At 70.7% G+C, this 24,706-nt stretch carries 19 protein-coding genes and 1 tRNA gene; 13 read left to right on the top strand and 7 right to left on the bottom strand.

Going from position 1 to position 24,706, the window contains the following annotated elements; all coding sequences use genetic code 11:
• The 9 genes from ACFYRY_RS31475 to ACFYRY_RS31435 all read left to right on the top strand — a co-directional run bounded on the left by ACFYRY_RS31475 (position 1) and on the right by ACFYRY_RS31435 (position 9,944).
• Complete coding sequence (locus ACFYRY_RS31475; RefSeq protein WP_389153149.1) at positions 1-1,410, top strand: ThuA domain-containing protein; 1,410 nt, start codon at positions 1-3, stop codon at positions 1,408-1,410.
• An 88-nt stretch (positions 1,411-1,498) separates the two neighbouring features.
• Positions 1,499-2,692, top strand: a complete 1,194-nt coding sequence (locus ACFYRY_RS31470) for an inositol-3-phosphate synthase (RefSeq protein WP_389153146.1) — start codon at positions 1,499-1,501, stop codon at positions 2,690-2,692.
• Positions 2,689-3,723, top strand: a complete 1,035-nt coding sequence (locus ACFYRY_RS31465; RefSeq protein ID WP_389153143.1) for an SCO3242 family prenyltransferase — start codon at positions 2,689-2,691, stop codon at positions 3,721-3,723. Before ACFYRY_RS31470 ends, ACFYRY_RS31465 begins: the two co-directional genes overlap by 4 nt.
• Positions 3,720-4,625: a sugar phosphate isomerase/epimerase family protein gene (locus ACFYRY_RS31460; RefSeq protein WP_389153140.1), complete on the top strand. Its 906-nt coding sequence runs from the start codon at positions 3,720-3,722 to the stop codon at positions 4,623-4,625. The genes ACFYRY_RS31465 and ACFYRY_RS31460 overlap by 4 nt, the downstream gene beginning before the upstream one ends.
• The gene (locus tag ACFYRY_RS31455; protein ID WP_389153137.1) at positions 4,622-5,338 is read left to right on the top strand and encodes an EboA domain-containing protein; all 717 of its coding nucleotides are present in this window, start codon (positions 4,622-4,624) and stop codon (positions 5,336-5,338) included. The genes ACFYRY_RS31460 and ACFYRY_RS31455 overlap by 4 nt, the downstream gene beginning before the upstream one ends.
• Complete coding sequence (locus ACFYRY_RS31450; protein WP_389153134.1) at positions 5,338-6,186, top strand: TatD family hydrolase; 849 nt, start codon at positions 5,338-5,340, stop codon at positions 6,184-6,186. Before ACFYRY_RS31455 ends, ACFYRY_RS31450 begins: the two co-directional genes overlap by 1 nt.
• 3 nt (positions 6,187-6,189) lie before the next feature.
• The gene (gene eboE / locus ACFYRY_RS31445) at positions 6,190-7,359 is read left to right on the top strand and encodes a metabolite traffic protein EboE (RefSeq protein ID WP_389153132.1); all 1,170 of its coding nucleotides are present in this window, start codon (positions 6,190-6,192) and stop codon (positions 7,357-7,359) included.
• Positions 7,356-8,813: an alkaline phosphatase family protein gene (locus ACFYRY_RS31440; protein ID WP_389153129.1), complete on the top strand. Its 1,458-nt coding sequence runs from the start codon at positions 7,356-7,358 to the stop codon at positions 8,811-8,813. The genes eboE and ACFYRY_RS31440 overlap by 4 nt, the downstream gene beginning before the upstream one ends.
• 87 nt (positions 8,814-8,900) lie before the next feature.
• Positions 8,901-9,944 carry a sugar phosphate isomerase/epimerase family protein gene (locus tag ACFYRY_RS31435; RefSeq protein WP_389153126.1) on the top strand — a complete coding sequence of 348 codons (1,044 nt, stop codon included), beginning with the start codon at positions 8,901-8,903 and terminating at the stop codon, positions 9,942-9,944.
• Between the two features lie 68 nt (positions 9,945-10,012).
• Here ACFYRY_RS31435 and ACFYRY_RS31430 read toward each other — a convergent pair whose 3' ends face one another.
• The 5 genes from ACFYRY_RS31430 to ACFYRY_RS31410 form a co-directional block, all read right to left on the bottom strand.
• Positions 10,013-11,416 carry an OFA family MFS transporter gene (locus ACFYRY_RS31430; RefSeq protein ID WP_389153123.1) on the bottom strand — a complete coding sequence of 468 codons (1,404 nt, stop codon included), beginning with the start codon at positions 11,414-11,416 and terminating at the stop codon, positions 10,013-10,015.
• 1 nt (position 11,417) lies between these two features.
• Positions 11,418-12,806: an OFA family MFS transporter gene (locus ACFYRY_RS31425; RefSeq protein ID WP_389153120.1), complete on the bottom strand. Its 1,389-nt coding sequence runs from the start codon at positions 12,804-12,806 to the stop codon at positions 11,418-11,420.
• A 165-nt stretch (positions 12,807-12,971) separates the two neighbouring features.
• Positions 12,972-15,104 carry an acetate--CoA ligase family protein gene (locus ACFYRY_RS31420; RefSeq protein WP_389153892.1) on the bottom strand — a complete coding sequence of 711 codons (2,133 nt, stop codon included), beginning with the start codon at positions 15,102-15,104 and terminating at the stop codon, positions 12,972-12,974.
• 4 nt (positions 15,105-15,108) lie between these two features.
• Positions 15,109-16,359 carry a formyl-CoA transferase gene (gene frc, locus ACFYRY_RS31415; protein WP_389153118.1) on the bottom strand — a complete coding sequence of 417 codons (1,251 nt, stop codon included), beginning with the start codon at positions 16,357-16,359 and terminating at the stop codon, positions 15,109-15,111.
• A 10-nt stretch (positions 16,360-16,369) separates the two neighbouring features.
• A complete protein-coding gene (locus ACFYRY_RS31410) occupies positions 16,370-18,052 on the bottom strand; it encodes a thiamine pyrophosphate-binding protein (RefSeq protein ID WP_389153115.1) in 1,683 nt (560 codons plus the stop codon).
• Positions 18,053-18,228: 176 nt separating this feature from the next.
• Here ACFYRY_RS31410 and sucC point away from each other — a divergent pair, with 176 nt between their 5' ends.
• The 3 genes from sucC to ACFYRY_RS31395 all read left to right on the top strand — a co-directional run bounded on the left by sucC (position 18,229) and on the right by ACFYRY_RS31395 (position 22,006).
• A complete protein-coding gene (gene sucC, locus ACFYRY_RS31405) occupies positions 18,229-19,359 on the top strand; it encodes an ADP-forming succinate--CoA ligase subunit beta (protein ID WP_389153890.1) in 1,131 nt (376 codons plus the stop codon).
• 11 nt (positions 19,360-19,370) lie between these two features.
• The gene (gene sucD / locus ACFYRY_RS31400; protein WP_389153112.1) at positions 19,371-20,270 is read left to right on the top strand and encodes a succinate--CoA ligase subunit alpha; all 900 of its coding nucleotides are present in this window, start codon (positions 19,371-19,373) and stop codon (positions 20,268-20,270) included.
• Between the two features lie 155 nt (positions 20,271-20,425).
• The gene (locus ACFYRY_RS31395) at positions 20,426-22,006 is read left to right on the top strand and encodes an aldehyde dehydrogenase family protein (protein ID WP_389153110.1); all 1,581 of its coding nucleotides are present in this window, start codon (positions 20,426-20,428) and stop codon (positions 22,004-22,006) included.
• 121 nt (positions 22,007-22,127) lie between these two features.
• Here the strand turns inward: ACFYRY_RS31395 and ACFYRY_RS31390 are convergent, their stop codons facing one another.
• Positions 22,128-23,456, bottom strand: a complete 1,329-nt coding sequence (locus ACFYRY_RS31390) for a DUF2254 domain-containing protein (protein WP_389153108.1) — start codon at positions 23,454-23,456, stop codon at positions 22,128-22,130.
• A gap of 142 nt (positions 23,457-23,598) precedes the next feature.
• Between ACFYRY_RS31390 and ACFYRY_RS31385 the strand changes: the two genes are divergently transcribed.
• Positions 23,599-23,683: transfer RNA gene (locus tag ACFYRY_RS31385), tRNA-Leu, on the top strand.
• 248 nt (positions 23,684-23,931) lie between these two features.
• On the opposite strand, the gene ACFYRY_RS31380 is transcribed toward ACFYRY_RS31385, so the two are convergent.
• The gene (locus ACFYRY_RS31380; protein ID WP_389153105.1) at positions 23,932-24,645 is read right to left on the bottom strand and encodes a TetR/AcrR family transcriptional regulator; all 714 of its coding nucleotides are present in this window, start codon (positions 24,643-24,645) and stop codon (positions 23,932-23,934) included.
• Between the last annotated feature and the right edge of the window lie 61 nt (positions 24,646-24,706).

Here is a 24,706-nt window from a genome sequence, read left to right as displayed (position 1 = left end):
ATGCACTCCACCAGACGCTCCACCAGGCGCTTCGCTACGGCGGTTGTGGGCGCGGCCCTGCTCCTGGGCTGTGTCTCGGGCCCCGCGTCCGCACAGCCCGCCTCTTCACCGGCCGCGTCCTCGGATGTCGCCGACGGCGCGCGGGTGCTGGTCTTCTCCAAGACGGCCGGCTTCCGGCACGACTCGATCCCCGCGGGCATCGCGGCGATCAGGGAACTGGGCGACAGCGGCGGCTTCAAGGTCGACGCCACCGAGGACGCGGACGCGTTCACGCCGCGCAACCTGCGGCGCTACGACGCGATCGTCTTCCTCTCCACCACGGGAGACGTCCTCGACCCCGCCCAACAGCGCGCCTTCGAGGGCTACATCCACCGCGGCGGCGGCTACGTCGGCGTCCACGCGGCCGCCGACACCGAGTACGACTGGGAGTTCTACGGCGGTATCGCCGGCGCCTACTTCCAGTCCCACCCGGCGATCCAGCCCGCGACGGTGACCGTCGAGGACGGCGCGCACCCGGCGACCTCGGGGCTCCCGCGGGCCTGGGAACGCACCGACGAGTGGTACAACTACCGCTCCAACCCCCGGGACCGCGCCCACGTCCTCGCCTCCCTCGACGAGTCGTCGTACACCGGCGGCACCATGAACGGCGATCACCCGATCGCCTGGTGCCAGACCTACCAGGGCGGCCGCGCCTTCTACACCGGCCTCGGCCACACGAAGGAGTCCTACGCCGAACCGGCATTCCTCCGGCACCTGCTGGGCGGCATCCGGTACGCGGTCGGCGACGCCCAGGCGGACTGCCGGCCGGAGAGCGGATACCGTCCGCTCTTCGACGGCAGCCAGGCTTCCCTCTCCGGCTGGAACCAGGCCGGCCCGGGATCCTTCACCCTGGGCGCCGACGGCACCCTCACGTCGTCCGGCGGGATGGGCATGCTCTGGTACACCGACCGGAGCTTCGGGGCGTACTCCCTGAAACTCGACTGGAGGATGTCCGGCGAGTCGGGCGACGACAACTCCGGTGTCTTCGTGGGATTCCCGCCCTCCGACGACCCGTGGTCGGCCGTCGACAACGGCTACGAGATCCAGATCGACGCCACCGACGTCCCGGAGAAGACCACCGGGTCCGTCTACGGCTTCCAGTCCGCGGACCTGGGCAGGCGCGACCGGGCGCTGAACCCGCCGGGGGAGTGGAACACGTACGAGATCCGGGTGGAGGGCGAACACCTGCGCCTCTGGCTCAACGGCGTGAAGATCAACGACTTCACCAACACCGACCCGGCCCGGAGCCTCGGCGACGGACACATCGGTATCCAGAACCACGGAGCCGACGACCGGGTGTCGTTCCGTGACATCCGGATCAAGGAACTGCCCGCGAAGTCCCCGGCACGCACGGCTTCGCAGGGCCACTGAACGGCGGCGGGCGGGGGACGCCGGACCTCCGCCCGCCGTCATCCTCCCCACCCCGGGGCGTACGTCGTGTTCGAGAAGGAGGCTGCCCATGTCCGCGTCCGTTTCCGCACCGCGCGTCGGAGTCTGGCTGATCGGCGCCCGCGGCTCCGTCGCCACCACCGTCGTGGCGGGCTGCGCCGCAGTGACCGCGGGCCTGCACCCGCCGACCGGCCTGACCACCGAGACCCCCGCGTTCGCCGACAGCGGACTGCCACCGCTGGCCTCGCTGGTCTTCGGCGGCCATGACACGGTGGACTGCCCGCTGCCCAAACGCGCGGAGACACTCACGGCGGGCGGCGTCCTGCCACCCGGCCTCGCCGCGGCGGTCCAGGCCGAACTCGCCGCCGCGGACCGGGAGATCGCCCCCGGCGGCCCGCTCCCCGGCGACACGCGCAGCGAGGAGGAACTCATCGCCGCCTTCGCCGCGGACCTACGGGACTTCGTACGACGACACGGGCTGGCACGGGCGGTGGTGGTGAACGTCGCCTCCACCGAACCTTCGGCCACCGGCCGGTCCCTGCCCCCGAGTTCCCTGTACGCGGCGGCCGCGTTGCGCGCGGGCTGCCCCTACGTCAACTTCACCCCCTCCACCGGACTGCACCACCCGGCGCTCGCGGCCCCGGCGGCGACCAGCGGACTGCCCTACGCGGGCCGCGACGGCAAGACCGGCCAGACGCTGCTGCGCTCGGTACTGGGCCCCATGTTCGCGCAGCGGGCCCTCGCCGTCCGTGCCTGGTCCGGCACCAACCTGCTGGGTGGTGGCGACGGAGCCGCCCTCGCCGACCCGGCCGCCGCGGCGGCGAAGAACGCCGGCAAGGAGAGGGTGCTGGCCGACACCCTCGGTACCGTCCCCGAGGGCGAGGTCCACATCGACGACGTCCCCGTGCTCGGTGACTGGAAGACCGCCTGGGACCACATCGCCTTCGACGGCTTCCTCGGCGCCCGCATGATCCTCCAGACCATCTGGCAGGGCTGCGACTCGGCCCTGGCCGCCCCCCTGGTCCTCGACCTGGCCCGCCTGACCGCCCGCGCCCACGAGCAGGGCCTGTCGGGACCGCTGACCGAACTGGGCTTCTACTTCAAGGACCCCATGGGCGAGGGCCCGGCGGCGCTCGGCGAACAGTACGCGGCACTCGTGGGGTTCGCGCAGCGGTTGCGGGACGGCGGCCCCGGTTCACGTCCACCGGAGCGGACCGGGGAGATCCCGGCCCCGGCGACGGACCAACGGGGGGAAGGCCGATGAGCGGCCGGACGGACACCGACGGATCGGTCGACACCGGGCCCACACAGGGCGCCGCCGGCGTCGGTGCCTGGGCCGAACTGCTGCGCCTCCCAGCCCTGTTCACCGTCCCCGGGGACGCCTTCGCGGGTGCCGCCGCGGCCGGCGTGCGAGCCGATTCGCGCACCCTGCTCGCCATCTGCTCCTCCCTGTGCCTGTACGAGGCGGGCATGGCCCTCAACGACTGGGCCGACCGGGCCGAGGACGCCGCCGAACGTCCGCACCGTCCCCTCCCCTCCGGCCGGATCCGCCCGGCCGCCGCTCTCACGGCAGCGTGCGCCCTCACCGGCGCGGGACTGTCCCTGGCGGCCTGCGCCGGCCGGCCCGCCCTCGCCGTGGCGGTTCCGCTGGCCGCGACCGTGTGGGCGTACGACCTCGCCCTGAAGCACACCCCGGCAGGCCCCTTCGCCATGGCGACCGCCCGTGGCCTCGACCTGCTGCTCGGCGCCGCGGCCACCACGGGAACGAACGTCAAAGGCCGGACCAGGGGCACGACACCGCCTGCCGGCACCGGCAGGATGCGCCGAGCCCTGCCGTCCGCCGCCCTGCTGGGCACCCACACCCTCGCCGTCACCACCGTCTCGCGGAGGGAAACCGTAGGCGGCTCACCCCTGGCTCCCCTCGGCGCCCTGGCCACCACCGCCGTACTCACGCGACTCCTGGCACACCCGACCTGCAAGCCGAACGGCAGCCCGGGTGCCATACAGGCCACCAGGCACCGCAGCCTCAAGCCCCCGGCCCCGGACACCCTCCGCACCGCCCTGGCGGCCGCCCTCGCCGCCTCCTACGCCGCCACCGCCGCCCGCCCCTACCTCCACGCCACCCTCAATCCGTCACCCCCGCTCACCCAACGAGCCGTCGGCGGCGGCATCCGCGCCACCATCCCCCTCCAGTCCGCCCTCACCGCCCGCTCCGGTGCGTCCGTCACCGCGCTGCTCACCGCGACCCTCGCCCCGCTCGCGGCGAGATTCGCGAAGAAGGTGAGCGTCACATGAACTCCGAAGCCCTCCACCCGGCCGGCGCAGGACCCGACGCCACCGCCCTCCGCTTCGGCTACGGCACCAACGGCCTCGCCGACCTCCGTCTCGACGACGCCCTGACCCTGCTCGCCGACCTCGGCTACGACGGCCTCGGTCTGACCCTCGACCACATGCACCTCGACCCGCTCGCCCCGGACCTCGCCGCCCGCACCCGCCGCCTCGCACACCGGCTGGACCAGCTCGGCCTGACGGTCACCGTCGAGACGGGCGCCCGCTATGTCCTCGACCCGCGCCGCAAACACGGGCCCGCCCTGCTGGACCCCGACCCCGACGACCGCGCCCGGCGCGTCGACCTGCTGATCCGCGCGGTCCGTGTCGCCGCCGACCTCGGCGCCCACGCCGTCCACTGCTTCAGCGGGACCCCACCGGCCGGCACGGACGAGGACACCGCGTGGAAGCGCCTGGCCGAGGCACTCGACCCGGTCCTGGACGCGGCCACCACAGCAGGCGTCCCCCTCGCCATCGAACCCGAACCAGGCCACCTCCTCGCCACCCTCGCGGACTTCCACCGGCTCCGCCGCACCCTCGGCGACCCACAACTCCTCGGTCTGACCCTCGACATCGGCCACTGCCAGTGCCTCGAACCGCTGCCGCCCGCCGACTGCGTACGCGCCGCCGCTCCCTGGCTGCGCCACGTCCAGATCGAGGACATGCGCCGCGGCGTCCATGAACACCTCCCCTTCGGGGACGGGGAGATCGACTTCCCGCCCGTGCTCGCGGCCCTCGCCGCCACCGGCTACCAGGGCCTGACCGTCGTCGAACTGCCCCGCCACTCCCACGCGGGCCCCCACTTCGCCGAACTCTCCCTTCCCTACCTCCGCCACGCAGCCGCGCCCTCACAAGGGAGCACCCCATGACCCGAGCGCACGCCCACCCGGCGCACCCCGCGGTCGGCACCCAGGGCACCACCCTCGCCCACACCCAGCTGTCCGACCTGCACCACCACGTCGCCACCGGCCTCGACGAAGCCGCCCGCGCCTGGCTGGACCAGGCCCTCGACGAGGCCGCCGCCCGCCCCGGCACCAACGGACCCATCTCCGTGTGGGAGCTCCGGCTCGCCGAAGCCGGACGCCGCTGCGGCCCGCAGCACGCCGACGCCGTCCGTGTCCTGATCCTCCACGCGGCCCGCGCCGACCTGGACGCCGTCTCCCGGGTGTACGCCCAGGGCACCGCCGCGGAACGCCGCGCCGTCCTGTACGCCCTGCCCCACCTGGTGCCCGGGCCCGAGGCGCTCCCGCTGGTCGAGGACGCCCTGCGCACCAACGACACCCGGCTCCTGGCCGCCGCCGTCGGCCCCTACGCCGCCCGGCACCTGCCTGCCCACGCATGGCGGCACGCCGTCCTGAAGTGCCTGTTCACCGGCGTTCCCGTGGCGGAGGTGAGCGAGTTGGACCGGCGCGCCCGCGCCGACTCGGAACTCGCCCGCATGCTCCACGACTACGCCGAGGAACGCACCGCCGCCGGCCGCCCCGTGCCCGAGGACCTGCGCCGCGTCCTGACCCTGACCGGCCCCACGCCCACGCCGCCCGCCGACCCCGGCACCCGCGGCCTCGACGGCAAGGAGTCCTGATGCGTCTCTTCGACCCCCACATCCACATGACGTCCCGCACCACCGACGACTACGAGGCCATGCGCGCCGCGGGCATCCGCGCCGTCGTCGAGCCGTCCTTCTGGCTCGGCCAGCCCCGCACCTCGCCCTCCTCCTTCCTCGACTACTTCGACTCCCTGCTGGGCTGGGAGCCGTTCAGGGCCGCCCAGTACGGCATCGCCCACCACTGCACGATCGCCCTCAACCCCAAGGAGGCGAACGACCCGCGCTGCCTCCCCGTCCTCGACGAACTGCCCCGGTATCTCGTCAAGGACCAGGTGGTGGCCGTCGGCGAGATCGGCTACGACTCGATGACCCCGGCCGAGGACACCGCCCTCGCCGCACAGCTCCAGCTCGCCGCCGACCACGAACTGCCGGCCCTCGTCCACACCCCGCACCGCGACAAACTCGCCGGCCTGCGCCGCACCCTCGACGCGATCCGCGCATCCGCCCTGCCGCCGGAGCGGGTGCTGGTCGACCACCTCAACGAGACCACTGTCAAGGAGGCCAGGGACAGCGGCTGCTGGCTGGGCTTCTCCGTCTATCCGGACACCAAGATGGACGAGGAGCGGATGGTGGTGATCCTCAAGGAGTACGGCCCCGAGAAGGTGCTCGTGAACTCCGCGGCGGACTGGGGCAGAAGCGACCCCCTCAAGACCCGCAGCGTCGCCGACGCCATGCTGGCGAGCGGCTTCGGCGAGGACGACGTCGACCAGGTGCTGTGGCGCAACCCCGTCGCCTTCTACGGACTCAGCGGCCGCCTGGTCCTCGACGTCCCGGACCCTTCCGGCACCCACGAGGGCAACTCCGTCCTGCGCGGCGGGGAGTGAACGATGCGCTTCAGGCACTCCGATGGCACCACCGTGCACCTCGCCTACTGCACCAACGTCCACCCCGCCGAGACCCTCGAAGGCGTCCTCGCGCAACTGCGTGACCACTGCGAACCCGTGCGCCGCCGCCTCGGCCGCGACCGGCTCGGCATCGGCCTGTGGCTCGCCCGGGACGCGGCGCACGCCCTCGTCAGCGACCCGTCCGCGCTGCGCCGACTGCGCACCGAACTCGACCGACGCGGCCTCGAAGTCGTCACCCTCAACGGCTTCCCGTATCAGGGATTCGGCGCCGAGGAGGTCAAGTACCGCGTCTACAAACCCGACTGGGCGGACCCGGAACGCCTCGACCACACCACCGCCCTGGCCCGCGTCCTGGCCAAACTGCTCCCCGACGACGTCACCGAGGGCAGCATCTCCACCCTCCCGCTCGCCTGGCGCACCGCCCACGACCGGCGCACCGCACAGACGGCACGCACCGCCCTGCTCACCCTTGCCGAACGACTCGACGCCCTGGAGGAGCTGACCGGACGCTCCATCCGTCTCGGCCTCGAACCGGAACCCGGCTGCGTCGTCGAGACCACCCACGACGCCATCACCCCGCTGACCGCGATCGCCCACGACCGGATCGGCCTCTGCGTCGACACCTGCCACCTCGCCACCTCCTTCGAAGACCCGCACACCGCCATCGACGCGCTCGCCGACGCCGGCGTTCCCGTCATCAAGTCCCAGCTCTCGGCCGCCCTGCACGCCGAGCACCCCCACCTCCCCGAGGTCCGCGCCGCCCTCGCCGCCTTCGACGAACCCCGCTTCCTGCACCAGACCCGCACCTCCACCGCCGCCGGCCTGCGCGGCACCGACGACCTCGGTGAGGCCCTCGCCGGCGAGACCCTGCCCGAAGGGGCGCCCTGGCGCGCCCACTTCCACGTCCCCCTGCACGCGGCCCCCGCCGCGCCCCTCACCTCCACGCTTCCCGTCCTGAAGGCCGCCCTGACCCGGCTCGTCGGCGGCCCGACCCCCCTCACCCGCCATCTGGAGGTCGAGACCTACACCTGGCAGGCGCTCCCGCCCGAGCTCAGGCCCCGCGGCCGGACCCAGCTCGCCGACGGCATCGCCGCCGAACTGGCCCTGGCCCGCGACCTGTTGACCGACCTCGGCCTGAAGGAACTCCCATGAGCAGCCCCACCTCTCCCGGCGCCGAAGCCGACCTGCCAGCCCAGGCCCACTCTGACGCCGACAGCGCCACCGGCGCCGGGCACCCCGTGCCCCTCCTGGTCCTCGACGTCGTCGGCCTCACCCCCCGTCTCCTCGACCACATGCCCCACCTCAAGGCGCTCGGCCAGTCCGGTTCCCGCGCGCCCCTCGGCACCGTGCTGCCCGCCGTCACCTGCGCGGCCCAGTCCACCTTCCTCACCGGCACCCACCCGTCGGAGCACGGCATCGTCGGCAACGGCTGGTACTTCCGCGAGCTCGGCGACGTACTCCTGTGGCGCCAGCACAACGGTCTGGTCGCCGGGGACAAACTCTGGGACGCCGCCCGTCGCGCGCACCCCGGCTACACCGTCGCCAACATCTGCTGGTGGTACGCCATGGGCGCCGACACCGACATCACCGTCACCCCCCGTCCCATCTACTACTCCGACGGCCGCAAGGAACCGGACTGCTACACCCGGCCCGCCGCCCTGCACGACGAACTCACCGAGAAACTCGGCACCTTCCCCCTCTTCCACTTCTGGGGACCCGGCGCGGACCTGGTCTCCAGCCGCTGGATCATCGACGCGACCCGGCACATCCTGCGCACCCGCCACCCCGACCTGACACTGTGTTACCTCCCTCATCTCGACTACGACCTGCAGCGCTTCGGCCCCGACGACCCGCGCTCCCTGAAAGCGGCCACCGACCTGGACGCGGCCCTCGCCCCGCTGCTGGACGACGCCCGCGCCGAGGGCCGTACCGTCGTGGCGCTCTCCGAGTACGGCATCACCCGCGCGGAGCGCCCCGTCGACATCAACCGCGCCCTGCGCCGCGCCGGCCTGCTGGAGGTGCACACCCAGGACGGCATGGAGTACCTCGACCCGATGGCCTCCCGTGCCTTCGCGGTCGCCGACCACCAGATCGCCCATGTCTACGTCCGTCGACCGGAGGACCTGGACGCGACCAGGGCCGCCCTCGACGGCCTGCCCGGCATCGAGCAACTGCTGGACGACGAGGGCAAGAAGGCCCATCACCTCGACCATCCGCGTGCGGGCGAACTCGTCGCCGTCGCGGAACCGGACGCCTGGTTCACGTACTACTACTGGCTCGACGACGCCCGCGCGCCCGACTTCGCGCGACTGGTCGAGATCCACCGCAAACCCGGCTACGACCCGGTCGAACTCTTCATGGACCCGCTCGACCCCTATGTGAAGGTCAAGGCGGCGACGGCGCTGGCCCGCAAGAAACTCGGGCTGCGCTACCGCATGGCGGTCGTGCCCCTGGATCCCTCACCTATTCGCGGCAGCCACGGCCGCCTCCCGGCGAGCGACGACGACGGTCCACTCCTCATCTGCTCCACCCCCCGCTCTGTCGACGGCCGCATCGAGGCCACCGACGTGAAAGCACTGCTGCTCCACCTGGCCGGTCTGTCCTGACCGGTCCGACCGGTCTGTCTGTCCTGACTGGTCACAAGTGAAGCACTCACCACTGACAACGCCCTCCGACACCGAGGAGTTCCAGGTATGAGCCGCACCTCCCAGACGGATCCCGAACTCACCCACCGCCTCACCCGGCGCGGCATGCTCGGCGTGGCCGCGGGCGCCACCGCCGCCGCACTGCTGGGCGCCGCCGCCTCCCCGGCGACGGCAGCCTCCGCCGAGACCGCCGCCGCCGGTGGCGGCCGTGGCCGTCCCGTCCTGCCGCCCGGCCGGCTCGGTATCCAGCTCTACAGCCTGCGCGACAAGGTCTCCACGCTGGGCTTCGCGCCCGTCTTCGCCGAACTGGCGAAATACGGCTACGACGAGGTCGAGTTCGCCGGATACACCCAGGGCTCGGCGGGCCCGATCACGCTCGCCCAGCTCAAGCGGCTGGCGCACAACCACGGCCTGAACCCGATCGGCAGCCACGTCGGCTACTACGCCGACGACCCGAACGCCTACACCTTCGCGCAGAACCTCACCAAGGTCCTCGACGACGCCCAGGCCCTCGGCCTCAAACACATAGGCACCGCCTCCGGGCCGTTCCGCTACGGCTCCACGGTCGACGCGTGGAAGCGGGCGGCCGAGGAGTTCAACACATACGGAGCGGCGGCGCGGGCGCGCGGCATGAAGTTCTACCAGCACAACCACTCGGAGGAGTTCTCCTTCGCCACCGACAACCCCAAGGTCCGGCTCTACGACGTGCTGCTCGCGGAGACCGACCCCGATCTCGTGTTCCTGGAGATGGACATCTTCTGGGCGTACTCCGGGCAGTTCCGCTTCTCGAAGCGGCCCGACGGCACCGCCGCCCCCTTCGAGCCGCTCGACTACATCCTCAAACAGCCGCACCGCTACCCGCTCTTCCACGTCAAGGACGGCGTGAGCGACCCGGCGAACCAGTACGGCTACCGGATGACCGACGTCGGTGACGGCGACATCGACTACCAGCGGTTCATCTCCGCCGTGACCCGGCTGCGCGGCGAACGCATGGCCCACCACTGGCAGGCCGAGCACGACAACCCGACCGAGTCCTTCACCTTCGCACGCCGTTCGAGTGCCCACCTGCACTCGTTGCGGGAGAAGTGCTGACCGACGGCCGGCACGACGTGAGGAGGCTCTCCCCGCACCGGGGAGGGCCTCCTCACGTACGCGGCGGATCAGCCGGCGGGCTGAGGTTCCGGGGAGCTGGTGACCCCGGATGTCCGCCCCGGCTGCCGCAGCAGCAGCGCGATCCCCGCCGCCACCATCGAGACACCGCCGGCCAGCGCGTACGCGCCGTTGTAGCCCCAGGCCGCGACCACCATGGAGCCGAGACCACCGCCGAACAGACCGCTGATCAGCTTGCCGCTGTACACCAGCCCGTAGTTGGTGGCGTTGTAATTCTCCCCGAAGTAGTCCGGGGTCAGCGCCGCGAACAGCGGATAGAAGGCGCCGCCGCCGAACCCGGAGAGGAAGGCGAACAGCAGGAACAGCCCTTCACTTCTGACGTCACCGGCCCAGATCACGCCGAACTGCGCCAGTCCCAGGACCACGATGACGAACACCAGGGTGGGCTTGCGGCCCCATCGGTCGGACAGCCAGCCCACCACGCCGCGGCCGACGCCGTTGATGACCGCCATGACACCCATCGACGACGCGGCGACCAGCGGTCCGAAGCCGACCTCCTTGGCGAAGTCGACCTGGAAGGAGATCCCGAAGATCGACACACCGGCGGTCAGCACGACGGACAGCCACATGAGCGGCAGCATGCCCGTCCGGATGGCCTCCTTGGGCGTGTACTGCCGTACCGCCGGAGGGTTCCTGGCCAGGCTGGTGGCGTTCTTCCGGTCGCCGGAGAACGTCAGGGGGTCGACCTCCGCGGGCCACCAGTTCTTCGGCGGGTCCTTGAAGAAGAAGGCACATCCGAAGACCACGATCACGACGTAGCAGCCGATGAGGTCCAGCACCCGGTGGTAGTTCGCCGTGTCGAAGCCGTAGTTGAAGATGAAGATGAACGGCAGCGACCCGTACGCGAACCCGCCGTTGACGAAGCCGGTCCGGGCGCCCCGCCGCTCGGGGAACCACTTGCCGACCATGTTGATGCAGGTCGCGTAGACCAGCCCGGCGCCGACTCCGCCGACGACGCCGAACCCGAGGATCGCCAGCCACACGTTGTCCATGTGTGACAGGGCGAGGAACCCGACGACACACATGAACGAGCCGACGTACATCGCCTTGCGGGCCGTCAGGACGCCCTTCTCACGTAACCAGCCCGCCGGGAAGGCGATGCCGGCCTGGAAGAACACCCAGACGCTGAGGATCCAGAAGGTGTTGCTCTGCGTCCAGCCGTGGGCGTGGGACAGGGTGTCCTCCGCCGAGCCGTACGCGTATTCGAAGACGCTGATGGCCATCATGGCGATCCACGGCAGATACACCATGATGGTGCGGGAGTGACCGAGGATGTCCCGGTCGGTCTCGCCGATGCGGTAGACGCGGCCATGCGCGTCGGTCACTTCACGGTAGGGACGGTTCGCGGCGCCGGATCGTTCCGAGCTGTTCGGTGCGACGGGGTCAGCCGTCATGTCACGCCATCTCCTCGCCGAGCGGTTGCGGGTTGGGTGCGACTCGCCGGGCCTTCGGCCTGCCCGGTGCTTTCAGGAAGAGCGCCAGAACCGCGGAGGCCAGCCCTATGGAGCCCGCTATGACGAACGCGCCCTCGTAGTCCCACGCGTCGACCACGACCGCGCCCATCCCGGATCCCACCAGACCGGAGATCAGCTTCGAGCTGTAGACCATTCCGTAGTTGGAGGCGTTGTTGTTCTCGCCGAAGTAGTCGGCGGTCATGGCAGCGAACAGCGGGAAGATCGCGCCGCCGCCGAAGCCGGAGACCATGGAGCAGAACAGGAAGAACGGCATGCTGCCCATCTGGCCGGAGACCAGCACCCCGAACTGGGCGGTCCCCAGCACCAGACAGACGATGATCAGTGTGTGGCGGCGGCCGACCCTGTCGGAGATCCAGCCGATCACACCGCGTCCCGTGCCGTTGACGATGGCCTTCAGGGACATCGCCGTGGCCACGATTCCGCCCGCGAAGCCCATGTCCTTGCCGAACGGCACCTGGAAGGCGATGCCGAAGATGTTGATGCCGGCGGTGCACAGCAGACAGAACCACATCATCCACAGAACGGGCGTGCGGGAAGCCTCCCTCGGGGTGTACTGCTTGACCGCCGGCGGGTTCTTCTCCAGCGCCCGGCGGATCTTCGGGTCGTCGGTCAGCCGGAGCGGGTCGACGTGCGCGGGCCACCAGTTCTTCGGCGGGTCCTTGAAGAACCACCCCGCGAACGCCACGACGGCGCAGCAGATCAGGCCCACCGTCACCAGGACGCCCTGGTAGTTGCCCAGGTCCATGTACGAGGTGAACAGGAACACGAAGGGCACCGAGCCGTAGGCGAAACCGCCGTTGACCATGCCGGTCTTGCCGCCCTTGCGCTCCGGATACCACTTGCCGACCATGTTCACGCAGGTCGCGTAGACGAAACCGGCGCCGATGCCGCTGAACATGCCGAAGCCGAGGTAGGCGACGATCACGTGCGGCGCGAGCGCCAGCGAGAGGTAACCGCAGATGGTGCCCAGCGCGCCGAGCATCATCGCGTACCGCGCGGGAAGCCTCCCGCTCTCCCGCAACTGCCCGGCGGGGAAGGCGACGGCGGCCTGGAAGAACACCCAGACGCCCATCAGCCAGAAGATGTGCCCGCTGTTCCAGAGGTGGGCCTCGTGCAGGGTGTCCTCGGCCGACGTGAACGCGTACTCCGAGGAACTGATGCCCAGCATGCCCATCCACGGGAAGAGCACCATGGTCCATCGTGGCCGGCCCATGATGTCCCGGTCGGTCTCGCCGATCCGGTACACGCGGCCATTGCGGTCCGTCACCTCCCTGTAGGGGACGGACCTCGAGAAGTCGGTGGTTGTCATGTGTCGCACCCCTTGCGTCGAAAGTGCTGGCCAGCGCCCCCTGTCCCATGCCTTTCGTGTGCGCACGGGTTCCGGAGCCGGCCGACGCGCACCGTCGGCCGGCCCCTCCTCGCTCACCTCATGCGCCGCCCCCCAACCACCTCGCGGCCGAACGAGGACCACCCCTCACAGCAACCCCGCCGCCCGCGCCCAGCGATACTTCGCGCCGAGCACGGCCACCGGCTTCTCCGTCGTGTACGGGTACGCCACGACACCTCGCTCGTAGAGGTACTGGCAGGCCTCCTCGACCTCGACGTCGCCGGCCAGAGACGCCACCACCGGCTTCTCGATGCCCCGCTCCCGGAACTCGGCCACCACGCGCGCGGTGAGCTCCGCGAAGACCATCGGGGGAGTGACGATGGTGTGCCAGTAGCCGAGGACGAGGGCGTGGATGCGCGGGTCCTCGAGACCGAGGCGGATCGTCGCCTCGTACGTCGACGGCGGCTCGCCCCCGGTGATGTCCACCGGGTTGCCCGCGGCCCCGAAGGGCGGGATGAACGTCCGGAACGCCTCGTCGAGGTCCGGCGGGATCTCCATCAGGGTGAGCCCGTTGTCGGTCACCGCGTCGGAGAGCAGGACGCCGCTGCCGCCGGCCCCGGTGATGATGACGACGTTGTCGCCCCGGGGAGCGGGAAGTACGGGCAGCCCGCGCGCGTACTCCAGCATGTCGTTGAGGCCGGGTGCCCGGATGACCCCGGCCTGCTTCAGGATGTCCTCGTACACGGCGTCGTCGCCCGCGAGCGCTCCGGTGTGCGATCCGGCGGCCTTCGCCCCCGCCGCCGTACGGCCCGCCTTCAGGACGACGACCGGCTTCTTCGGCACGGTGGCGCGGGCCGCCTCCACGAAGGCCCGCCCGTCCTTGAGGTCCTCCAGATGCATCGCGATGCACTCGGTGTGCGGGTCCTCGCCGAACCAGGTCAGCAGGTCGTCCTCGTCCAGGTCCGACTTGTTGCCCAGACCCACGATCGCCGACACACCCGTCTTCGTGGTGCGCGCGAAGCCCAGGATGGCCATCCCGATGCCACCGGACTGCGAGGTCAGCGCGACCCCGCCCTTGACGTCGTACGGCGTGCAGAACGTGGCACACAGGTCCTGCCACGTCGAGTAGTAGCCGTAGATGTTCGGACCGAGCAGACGTACGCCGTGCCGTTCGGCGATGGCCACGATCTCCGCCTGGAGTTCGTGCTCGCCGGTCTCCGCGAAACCGGAGGGGATCAGTACGGCGTTGGGGATCTTCTTGCGTCCCACCTCCTCCAGGGCCGCGGCCACGAACTTGGCGGGGATCGCGAAGACCGCCACATCCACCTCACCGGGAACGTCCGTGACACTCTTGTACGCCTTGCGGCCCAGAATGTCATCGGCCTTGGGGTTCACCGGATGGATCTCACCGGCGAAACCGCCGTCGACGAGGTTGCGCATGACCGAGTTGCCGATCTTGCCCTGCTCGTTGGAGGCACCGATCACGGCGACCGCGCTCGGCTGCATCAGGCGGCGCATGGAGGTGAGGATCTCGTCGCGGGTGTACCGGCGGCGCGGTGGCGGCTGCGACTCGGCGAGGATGACCCGGATGTCCGCGGCGACGGCGCCCTCCGGTGTCGCGATCACCGGGTTGAGGTCCACCTCGGCGATCTCCGGGAAGTCCGCGACCAGTTGGGACACCCGCCGGATCTGCTCGGCGACCGCCCACCGGTCCACGGCCGGCGCGCCGCGCACCCCACGCAGGATCTCCGCCGACCGGATCGAGTCCAGCATGGACAGCGCCTCGTCGGCGTCGACCGGCGCGAGCCGGAAGGTGACGTCCTTGAGGACCTCGACCAGCACCCCGCCGAGCCCGAACGCCACGACCTTCCCGAACGTCGGGTCCGTCACCGCGCCGACGATGACCTCCTGCCCCTTGGGCAGCAGCTCCTGGACCTGGACGCCTTCGATCCGGGCCCGCGCGTCGTACGCGCGTGCGTTGTCGACGATCCGGTGGAAGGCGGCCCGTACGTCCGCGGCGCCCCGCACGCCGACGATCACGCCGCCGGCGTCGGTCTTGTGCAGGATGTCCGGGGAGACGATCTTCATCACGACCGGCCCGTCGAAGCGCGCCGCGTACGCCACCGCCTCGTCGACGTCGGTCGCCAACTCCTCGCCGGGTACGGCGATCCCGTACGCGTCGGCGATCACCTTGCCCTCGGGCGCGGTCAGCGCGGTGCGTCCCTCGGCCCGTACGGAGTCGAGGAGCGTGCGTACCCTCAGGGCGCGGTCTTCGGCCATCACGTCAGATCACTCCGTTCGACTTGAGCAGGCGCAGCTCCTCGTCGCCGAGTCCGAGCTCGCCGACGTACACCTCTTCGTTGTGCTCGCCCAGCAGCGGTGAACTGGTCACGTCCACGGGGGAGTCGGAGAGTTTGAGCGGGCTGCCCACGGTCTTGAACTCGCCCCGCTCGGGGTGCGGCACGGTCACCACCATCTCGTTGGCGACCAGCGACCGGTCCTCGATGATCTCCTTGGTGGACAGGATCGGCCCGCACGGGATGTTGTGGGCGTTGAGCTTCGCCAGCACCTCCCATTTGGGGAGGGTGGCGGACCACTCCTCGATCAGCTGGAACATCTTGCCCAGCTTGGGCAGCCGGGCCTCCGGGGTCGCCCACTCCGGGTCGTCGGCCAGCTCGGGCCGGCCGATGAGCTCGCTGAGCGGCTGCCAGCCGACGGGCTGCACGATGACGTACACATAGTCGTTGGGCCCGCCCGGCGCGCACTTCACCGCCCAGCCGGGCTGCCCGCCGCCGGACGCGTTCCCGGACCGGGGAACCTCGTCGCCGAAGTCGTCGTTGGGATATTCAGCGAGCGGGCCGTGTGCCAGGCGCTGCTGGTCGCGCAACTTCACCCGACAGAGGTTGAGCACCGCGTGCTGCATGGCCACATTGACCCGCTGACCACGCCCGGTGTTCTCCCGCTGGTACAGCGCCGCGAGGATCCCCGCCACGGCGTGGACGCCCGTGCCCGAGTCCCCGATCTGGGCCCCCGTCGCCATCGGTGGCCCGTCCTCGAAACCGGTGGTCGACATCGACCCGCCCATGGCCTGCGCGACGACCTCGTACGCCTTGAAGTTGGTGTACGGGCCGTCCCCGAACCCCTTGATGGAGGCATAGACGATCCGCGGATTGATCTCCTGGATGCGGTCCCAGGTGAAGCCCATGCGGTCGACCGCGCCCGGTCCGAAGTTCTCGACCATGACGTCGGAGCGCCGGATCAGCTCGGTGAGGATCTCCTTGCCGCGCTCGGTCTTGGTGTTGAGGGTGATGCTCCGCTTGTTGCAGTTGAGCATCGTGAAGTAGAGGGAGTCGACGTCCGGGAGGTCGCGCAACTGCTTGCGCGTGATGTCACCGGTCGGCGCCTCCAGCTTGACGACGTCCGCGCCGAGCCAGGCGAGCAGCTGGGTCGCGGAGGGCCCGGACTGGACGTGGGTCATGTCCAGGACGCGGATGCCTTCGAGAGCCTTGGACGGTGTTCCCGTCGTGCCGGTCATGACGGCCACCTCACTTGTACATGGTCTGGTTCATGGTTCCGGGGGCGTACGCGTCCGGGTCGACCCAGACGTTGATCAGTGACGGCTTGCCCGACTCACGGGCCCGGCGCAGTGCGGGGCCGATGTCGGCCGGGTCGCGGACCTCCTCGCCGTGACCGCCCAGCATCTGGGCGAACTTGTCGTAGTGGACGTCGCCGAGGGTGTTGCCGATCCGCTGGCGCTCCTGGCCGTACTTCTGGGCCTGGCCGTAGCGGATCTGGTTCATGGAGGAGTTGTTGCCGACGATGCCGACGAAGGGGAGGTCGTAGCGGACGAGGGTCTCGAAGTCCCAGCCGGTGAGCGAGAAGGCGCCGTCACCGAAGAGGGCCACCACCTCCTTGTCGGGCCGTGCCTGCTTGGCCGCGAGCACGAAGGGGACGCCGACGCCGAGGGTGCCGAGCGGGCCCGGGTCCATCCAGTGCCCGGGTGACTTGGGCTGCACGACCTGACCGGAGAAGGTGACGATGTCGCCGCCGTCTCCGATGTAGATGGAGTCCTCGGTCAGGAAGTCGTTGATCTCGCTGACCAGGCGGTACGGGTGGATGGGCGAGGCGTCCGACTTCAGGCTGGGCAGCCGCTTCTCGATCGCGGTCTGCTCGGCGGCCCGCAGCTCGTCGAGCCACTCCTTGCGCTTCGCGGCGCCTCCGTTGATGCGCCCGGAGGCCGCTTCTGCCACCGACTTCAGCACCAGACCCGCGTCGCCGACGATCCCGAGGTCAATGTCGCGGTTCTTGCCGACCGTGCGGTAGTCGAGGTCGATCTGTACGACGGTCGCGTCCGGGGAGAGCCGCTTGCCGTAGCCCATGCGGAAGTCGAAGGGCGTACCGACGATCACGATGACGTCGGCGTTGGAGAAGGCGTACCGGCGCGACAGCTGGAAGTGGTGCGGGTCGCCGGGCGGCAGGGTGCCGCGGCCCGCGCCGTTCATGTACGCGGGGATGTTGAGGGTGCGGACGAGGTCGATGGCCGACTCGGTACCCCGGGTCGTCCACACCTGGCTGCCCAGCAGGATGGCCGGCTTCTCCGCGTGCACGAGCAGGTCGGCGAGCTTCTCGATGGCCTCGGGGTCGCCGGCCGAGCGGGTCGAGGCCCGGTAGGCGCCGGGCTTCGGCACGCGTGCCTTCGCCACCGGGACCCTGGCGTCGAGGACGTCACGCGGGATCTCCAGGAAGGAGGGGCCGGGCGCGCCGTGGTAGCACTCACGGAAGGCCATCGACACCATGTCCGCGGCCCGGGCCGTGTCCGGCACGGCCGCGGCGAACTTGGTGATCGGGGTCATCATGTCCACGTGCGGGAGGTCCTGCAGGGACCCCATCTTGTGCTGGGTGAGGGCGCCCTGACCGCCGATCAGCACCATCGGCGACTCCGCGCGGAAGGCGTTGGCTACGCCGGTGACGGCGTCGGTGGTACCGGGGCCCGCGGTGACGACCGCGCAGCCGGGCTTGCCGGTGATGCGCGCGTAGCCGTCGGCGGCGTGGGCGGCGACCTGTTCGTGACGGACGTCGACTACTTCTATGCCCTCGTCCACGCAGCCGTCGTAGATGTCGATGATGTGGCCGCCGCACAGGGTGTAGATGCGATCGACCCCCTCCGCCTTCAGGGCTTTGGCAACGAGATGACCACCGGAAATCATGTCCTGGGTGTCGTCGGGCATGGCGAAGTCCTGTCCCTTCGTAGGGGGTTGGAGCTCTCTCGCGGTACATTGCATACAGTCGACGAATACTGTATGAAGCTTGTTATCCCGCATCCGGTGGGTGGTGTCCAGGGGGCGTGCGGCACTTTCAGTCATCGGAGTTCGGCCTCGCGATGACTTCGCAGACGGGAGCCGAGATGGACCTGTACGAACATCAGGCACGGCAACTCTTCGAGGAACACGGCATCCTGACGCCGAGGGCGGAGGTCACCGACTCGCCCGAACGGGCGCGCGCGATCGCCCGCGGGCTGGGCGGCCGCGTCGTGGTGAAGGCCCAGGTGAAGACCGGTGGCCGCGGCAAGGCGGGCGGTGTCCGACTCGCCGCCGACCCGGCTGCCGCCGAGCTCACGACACGTCAGATCCTCGGCATGGACATCAAGGGCCACCCGGTCCGCGCCGTCATGCTCGCCCAACCCGTGGACATCGAGAGCGAGTTCTACGTCTCCTACGTCCTGGACCGCGCGGCCGGCCGTTTCCTCGCCATCGCCTCCGCGGAAGGCGGCATGGACATCGAGGAGGTCGCCGCCGGCCGGCCGGACGCCGTCGCCCGCGTCCCCATCGACCCGGCCGAGGGCGTCACCCCGGCGAAGGCCACGCAGATCGCGGGGGCGGCCGGGTTGCCGGCGCAGACCGTCGACGTCCTCATACGGCTGTGGGAGGTGCTGGTGCGCGAGGACGCCCTCCTGGTCGAGGTCAACCCGCTGGTCCGCACCCGGCAGGGACAGATCCTCGCCCTCGACGGCAAGGTCACCCTCGACGACAACGCACGCTTCCGGCAGACACGTTGGGGCGACGGCGACACCGCGCACGACGACCCGCTGGAGGCGGCCGCCGCCGCGAAGGGCCTCAACTACGTCAAGCTCGACGGCGAGGTCGGCATCATCGGCAACGGCGCCGGCCTGGTCATGTCCACCCTCGACGTGGTCGCCGGCTGCGGAGCCCGGCCCGCCAATTTCCTCGACATCGGCGGCGGCGCCTCCGCCCAGATCATGGCCGAGGGCCTGTCGGTGATCCTCTCGGACCCGGCCGTGAAGTCCGTCTTCGTCAACGTCTTCGGCGGCATCACCGCCTGCGACGCCGTCGCCGACGGCATCGTCCAGGCCCTGCGGAGCGTGCGGTTGACCAAACCGCTCGTGGTCCGCCTGGACGGCAACAACGCGGTGCGTGGCCGCGCCATCCTCGACGAGACCGGCCACCCGCTGGTCCAGCAGGCCACCACCATGGACGGCGCCGCCCGCCGTGCCGCCCAACTCGCCACCACAGCCTGAGGAGACGGGACATGGCGATCTACCTGACCAAGGAGAGCAAGGTGCTCGTCCAGGGCATGACCGGCGGCGAGGGCATGAAGCACACCCGCCGCATGCTCGCGGCCGGCACGAACATCGTCGGCGGCGTCAACCCCCGCAAGGCGGGGCGCACCGTCGACTTCGACGAGCGCGCCGTGCCCGTCTTCGGATCCGTCGCCGACGGCATGCGGGCGACCGGAGCGGACGTCACCGTCGTCTTCGTGCCGCCCGCCTTCGCCCAGGCAGCCGTCATGGAGGCGGCGGACGCCGGAATCGGGCTCGCCGTCGTCATCACCGAGGGCATCCCGGTCCACGACTCCGTCGCCTTCACCGCGTACGCCGAGCGGAAAGGCACCCGGATCATCGGCCCCAACTGCCCGGGCCTGATCACCCCCGGGCAGTCCAACGCGGGCATCATCCCCGCCGACATCACCAAGCCGGGCCCCATCGGACTGGTGTCCAAGTCCGGCACACTCACCTACCAACTCATGTACGAACTCCGCGACACAGGCTTCTCGACGTGCGTGGGCATCGGCGGCGACCCGGTCGTCGGCACCAGCCACATCGACTGCCTCGCCGCCTTCCAGGACGACCCCGACACCGAACTGATCGTCCTCATCGGCGAGATCGGCGGCGACGCGGAGGAACGCGCCGCCGCGTACGTCCGCGCGCACGTCACCAAGCCCGTCGTCGCCTACATCGCCGGCTTCACCGCACCCGAGGGCAGGACCATGGGACACGCCGGCGCGATCGTGTCCGGCTCGTCCGGCACCGCGCGCGCCAAACAGGAGGCGCTGGAAGCGGCCGGCGTCCAGGTGGGCAGCACACCGACGAAGACGGCCCGGCTGGTGCTCGACCGACTGAACACCGAGCGTGACACCACCGAGAGTTGACGTGGGGTGACTGTCCCGCGCCAGCCGACCGCACTACCTTCCTCCCCACGATGGTCCGCGCCCGCCACCCGTCGTCCGCGCCCGCCCGAGCGACCCGTGCGCGCGACGAGTCATGCACCCCCGCCCCTGACCGTGCACTGTGAGCGGAGCTAACGATGGCACTCACTCTCGCCCCGAACACGCCGATGGAAACCCGAGCCCCCGCCCTCACCCTCAAGTCCGGCACGTCCTGGGCCGACGCCTGGCGACGCTGTCTCGCCGTCGCCCCCGAGGCATTCCGGGACGACCGTGTCCTCAACCTCTGGGGCTCCGCCTGGCGGTCCGACGGCCGGACCCTGCCCGCCACCAGTCCGGTCGACGGCAGTCCGATCGCCGGCCCGCCCCGGCTGGACGAGGCCACCGCCCGGCAGGCCGTCCGCGCCTCCCTCGACCAGCACCGGGCCTGGCGCCACCTCCCCCTCGACGAACGCCGCGCCCGTGTCGCCGCCACCCTCGACGCCCTCACCGAACACCGCGAACTGCTCGCGCTGCTGCTGGTCTGGGAGATCGGCAAACCCTGGCGGCTCGCGCAGGCGGATGTCGACCGGGCCATCGACGGTGTGCGCTGGTACGTCGACGGCATCGACCCCATGCTGGCGGGCCGGGTTCCGCTGGACGGCCCGGTGTCCAATATCGCCAGCTGGAACTACCCGATGAGCGTGCTCGTTCACGCAGTGCTGGTACAGGCATTGGCAGGCAACGCGGTCATCGCCAAGACCCCGACCGACGGCGGTGTCGCCTGTCTGACGCTGGCCTGCGCGCTCGCCGCCCGCGAGGGGATTCCCGTCACCCTGGTCAGCGGCAGCGGCCGCGAGCTGTCCAAAGTGCTGGTGCGCGCACCGGAGATCGGCTGCGTCTCCTTCGTCGGCGGCCGCGACACCGGCGCCGCGGTGGCCACGGCCGTCGCCGACCTGGGCAAGCGACACATACTCGAACAGGAGGGACTCAACACCTGGGGCATCTGGAACCACACGGACTGGGACGCGCTCACCGCGATCGTTCCCAAGCTCTTCGACTACGGCAAGCAACGGTGCACGGCATACCCGCGTTTCGTCGTCCAGCGGCAGCTGTTCGACGAGTTCCTGGCCGCCTACCTCCCGGCGGTCCGCACCCTGCGCGTCGGGCACCCGCTGGCCGTGGAGAAGCCCGACGACCCGTACCCGGAGCTGGACTTCGGACCGGTGATCAACGCGGCCAAGGCCAAGGAACTGCACGACCAGGTCACCGAGGCCGTCGAGCGGGGCGCCGTCCCCCTGCACCGCGGCCGGCAGCCCGACGCCCGGTTCCTGCCCGGACAGGACACCTCCGCGTACGTCCAGCCGGTCACGCTCCTGAACCCGCCGCCGTCCTCCCCGCTGCACCACGCGGAACCGTTCGGCCCCGTCGACACCATCGTCCTGGTCGACACGGAGGCGGAGCTGCTGGCCGCGATGAACGCCTCCAACGGCGCGCTGGTGGCCACGCTGTCCACGGACGACCCGGCGACCTTCGAGCGGCTGGCCCCGCAGATCCGCGCGTTCAAGGTCGGCCACGGCACACCCCGCTCGCGGGGCGACCGCGACGAACTGTTCGGCGGGTTCGGCGCGTCCTGGCGCGGCGCGTTCGTCGGCGGCGAGCTCCTCGTGCGTGCCGTGACCCTGGGCCCGGCCGGGGAGCGGCTCCCCGGCAACTTCCCGGACTACCACCTCATGCCGTGAGGAACACGATCGTCAGCCGTACCGACTCCTCCGCCGGCATGGCTGACGATCAGTTCCTGGGCACCGGCGGGGTCACCCGCGACGAACCACCCGGGCCCCGCCGCGCCCGGCTGGCGCTCAGTCAGCCGATGCCCTGCCGGTCGGGCCGGAGGGCGAACGCACGGTCCGCGGGCGCCGGAGTGTGACGCTCGACGGCCTGCGCGAGCAGTGCCCGATGACGCAGCAGCGGGGCCCGCCGCTCCTCGGGGGCGAGCAGCGCCAGGTCGTCCAACCCGGCCAGCAGACGCCGTGTGACCTGTGGGTTTCCCAGCGCACAGCCACGGATCTCGGTGAACCCCAGATCCACCAGATCGGTCCACCCCGGCACCGGCTGCACCAGCCGCAGTTCACCGCGCCGGTCCCGGTACACCGACGCGTCCAGCGGGCGTCGGGACACCGCGGCGAGGAACTGGACGATCCGGTCCAGGGCCTGCACGGCGGTCGTCGGATCGTTGATCGCGGGGGAGAGGGCCTTCAGCGCGATGTCGGACAGTTGGCGCAGCCCGAAACCGAGGTCCTGGTGGAAGGTGCGCTCCACGCCCACGGACACGGTGCGGCGCAGGGCGCGACGGGGTGGTGCGGCGCTGCCGTGGACCGCCAGGACGGGCGTCCCCGGGACGACGAAGTCCCCGATCCGCGGAATCAGCCTCAGAACGACACCGTGCTGCCGGGCCACCCGCACCAGCCGCGCGATGTCGACGTCCCGCAGGACACCGGCCCGCCCGTCGTGGGCGATCCACGCGGTCACCGGCCCGAGCGCGCCCTCCTGCGGAGGCTTACCCGTCGGCATCGTCGCGGCCACCCGGAAGGCCTCGGCGACGATCCGGGCGATCACATGGCTGATCCGCATCAGACGCAGCGTCGAGTTCACGTACATCACGAACAGCAGCAGACTCAGCCCGACCATGGCGAGTGTGAGGACCGACTGCACCAGCGGAACCGAGGAGACCAGACGGGGATCCTGATCACTGCCGTACGAGGTCAGCACCAGCAGTGTCAGCACGAACGTCGCCAGGAACACGGCGAACGTGGCCTTCGTGATCCTGCTCCGTACGAAGATCCGCACCACCCGCGGACTGAACTGACCGCTCGCCATCTGCACGGCGACCAGCGAGATGCTGAAGACGACGCCGATGAAGGTCATCATCGCCGAGCTCACCGTGGTCACCACGGTCCTGGCGTCGTCGGCGAACTTCAGCAGCTGCTCGACCGTGTCGTAGTCCTGCTGGTCCTGGAGCGTCGCGATGATCCGGGTGTCGATCTCCGAGGCCACCGCCCACACCACGAAGACGCCCACCATCGCCGCGACGGGCGCGAACCAGAAGGTGTCCCGCAGATGTTCCCTGAGCGGCGACAACGCCCGGGGGCGGCGCCCCGTGGCCGGTCCGCCCGTAACCATCCAGTCGCTCATGGTGAGACCTTAGGGTCACCGGCGCCGCCGGTCCGGGAGCGGCGCTCGGGCGACGGAAACGCAGGTGAAGGGCACTCCGAAAGCTTGGTATTGTTGTCCATGTCGCCGCGGGGAACACCCCCGTCCAGGCGGCGGACACCTCGTCCGGGTGGCGGAATGGCAGACGCGCTAGCTTGAGGTGCTAGTGCCCTTTATCGGGCGTGGGGGTTCAAGTCCCCCCTCGGACACACAGGCACACGGGTGCCGGCTGATTCTCGGCCGGCACCTTTTTGCGTTTCGTGGTCACGCGACCGGGCCTGCTCCGGTGTCGGCGCGGCGCGGTGCCGCCCGAGCTCTCGGGCGCGTGAAGAGTTCGCCCGCCTGACCAGCCGTTGCTCAAGGGCGATGTCCTCGTCGTGCAGTCCGACGACCGACAGTCCGCGGCCGCGGGACTCGACCAGCCCCTCCGCCTCCAACTGGCGCAAGGCGTCCCGGATCAGTCGGCGTCGAGGCCGTCGATCAGGCGGTTGAGGAAGCGGGTGAAGGTGGCCTCGGGCGTGAGGGGGCGTCCGGGTGCGGTGAGGGCTTCGGCCAGCTCCGGGTGGTGGCCGTCCGCGGCGACGGCGGCGAGGTAGCGGGCTTCGGCTGTGGCTCGTTCGGGCGACTGTGCCGCTGCGGCCTGCGTGATCTCGTAGCCGACGTGCCCCGCCACGAACGCGGTGAGCTGGGCGAAGACCTCCAGTTTCGCCGCGCCGTCCAGGCCGGTGGGCCGCAGGGCGGCAAGGGCCCGTTCCAGGAAGGCCAGGGCGTTGGGGCCGGGTGTCCTGCGGGTGGACAGTGCGCCGGGCAGCCAGGGGTGTCGCAGCATGAGGGCGCGCTGGAGATGGGCGATGGCCTTGAGGTCGACGCGCCAGGCGCCGGTGAGTGCGTCCGTCGTGGGTAGTTCGCCGCTGACGTGGTCGACCATCAGTTCCAGCAGCGTCTCCTTGTCGGGGGCGTAACTGTAGAGCGACATGACGCCGGCTCCGACCTGTGAGGCGACCCGCCGCATGGTGACCGCGTCAAGCCCTTCGGTGTCCGCCAGGGCGACGGCCGCCACCGTGATCGCCTCGCGGCTGAAGGCGGGCCGGCGCCCCCTGCGCGGCCCGGTGGGGCTCAACCAGAGCTGTTGCGGGTCAACGCCCCTGCCGGACACGCCATCACGGGTCACGATCTTCGTTGTCCCCTTCTCCTCGCAGTGGCCCTTGCACAGGCCATCCAAGCATCCACTA

Source organism: Streptomyces sp. NPDC005263, from assembly GCF_042872365.1.
Classification (GTDB): Bacteria; Actinomycetota; Actinomycetes; order Streptomycetales; family Streptomycetaceae; genus Streptomyces.
This window is presented reverse-complemented; position numbering and strand designations above follow the sequence as displayed.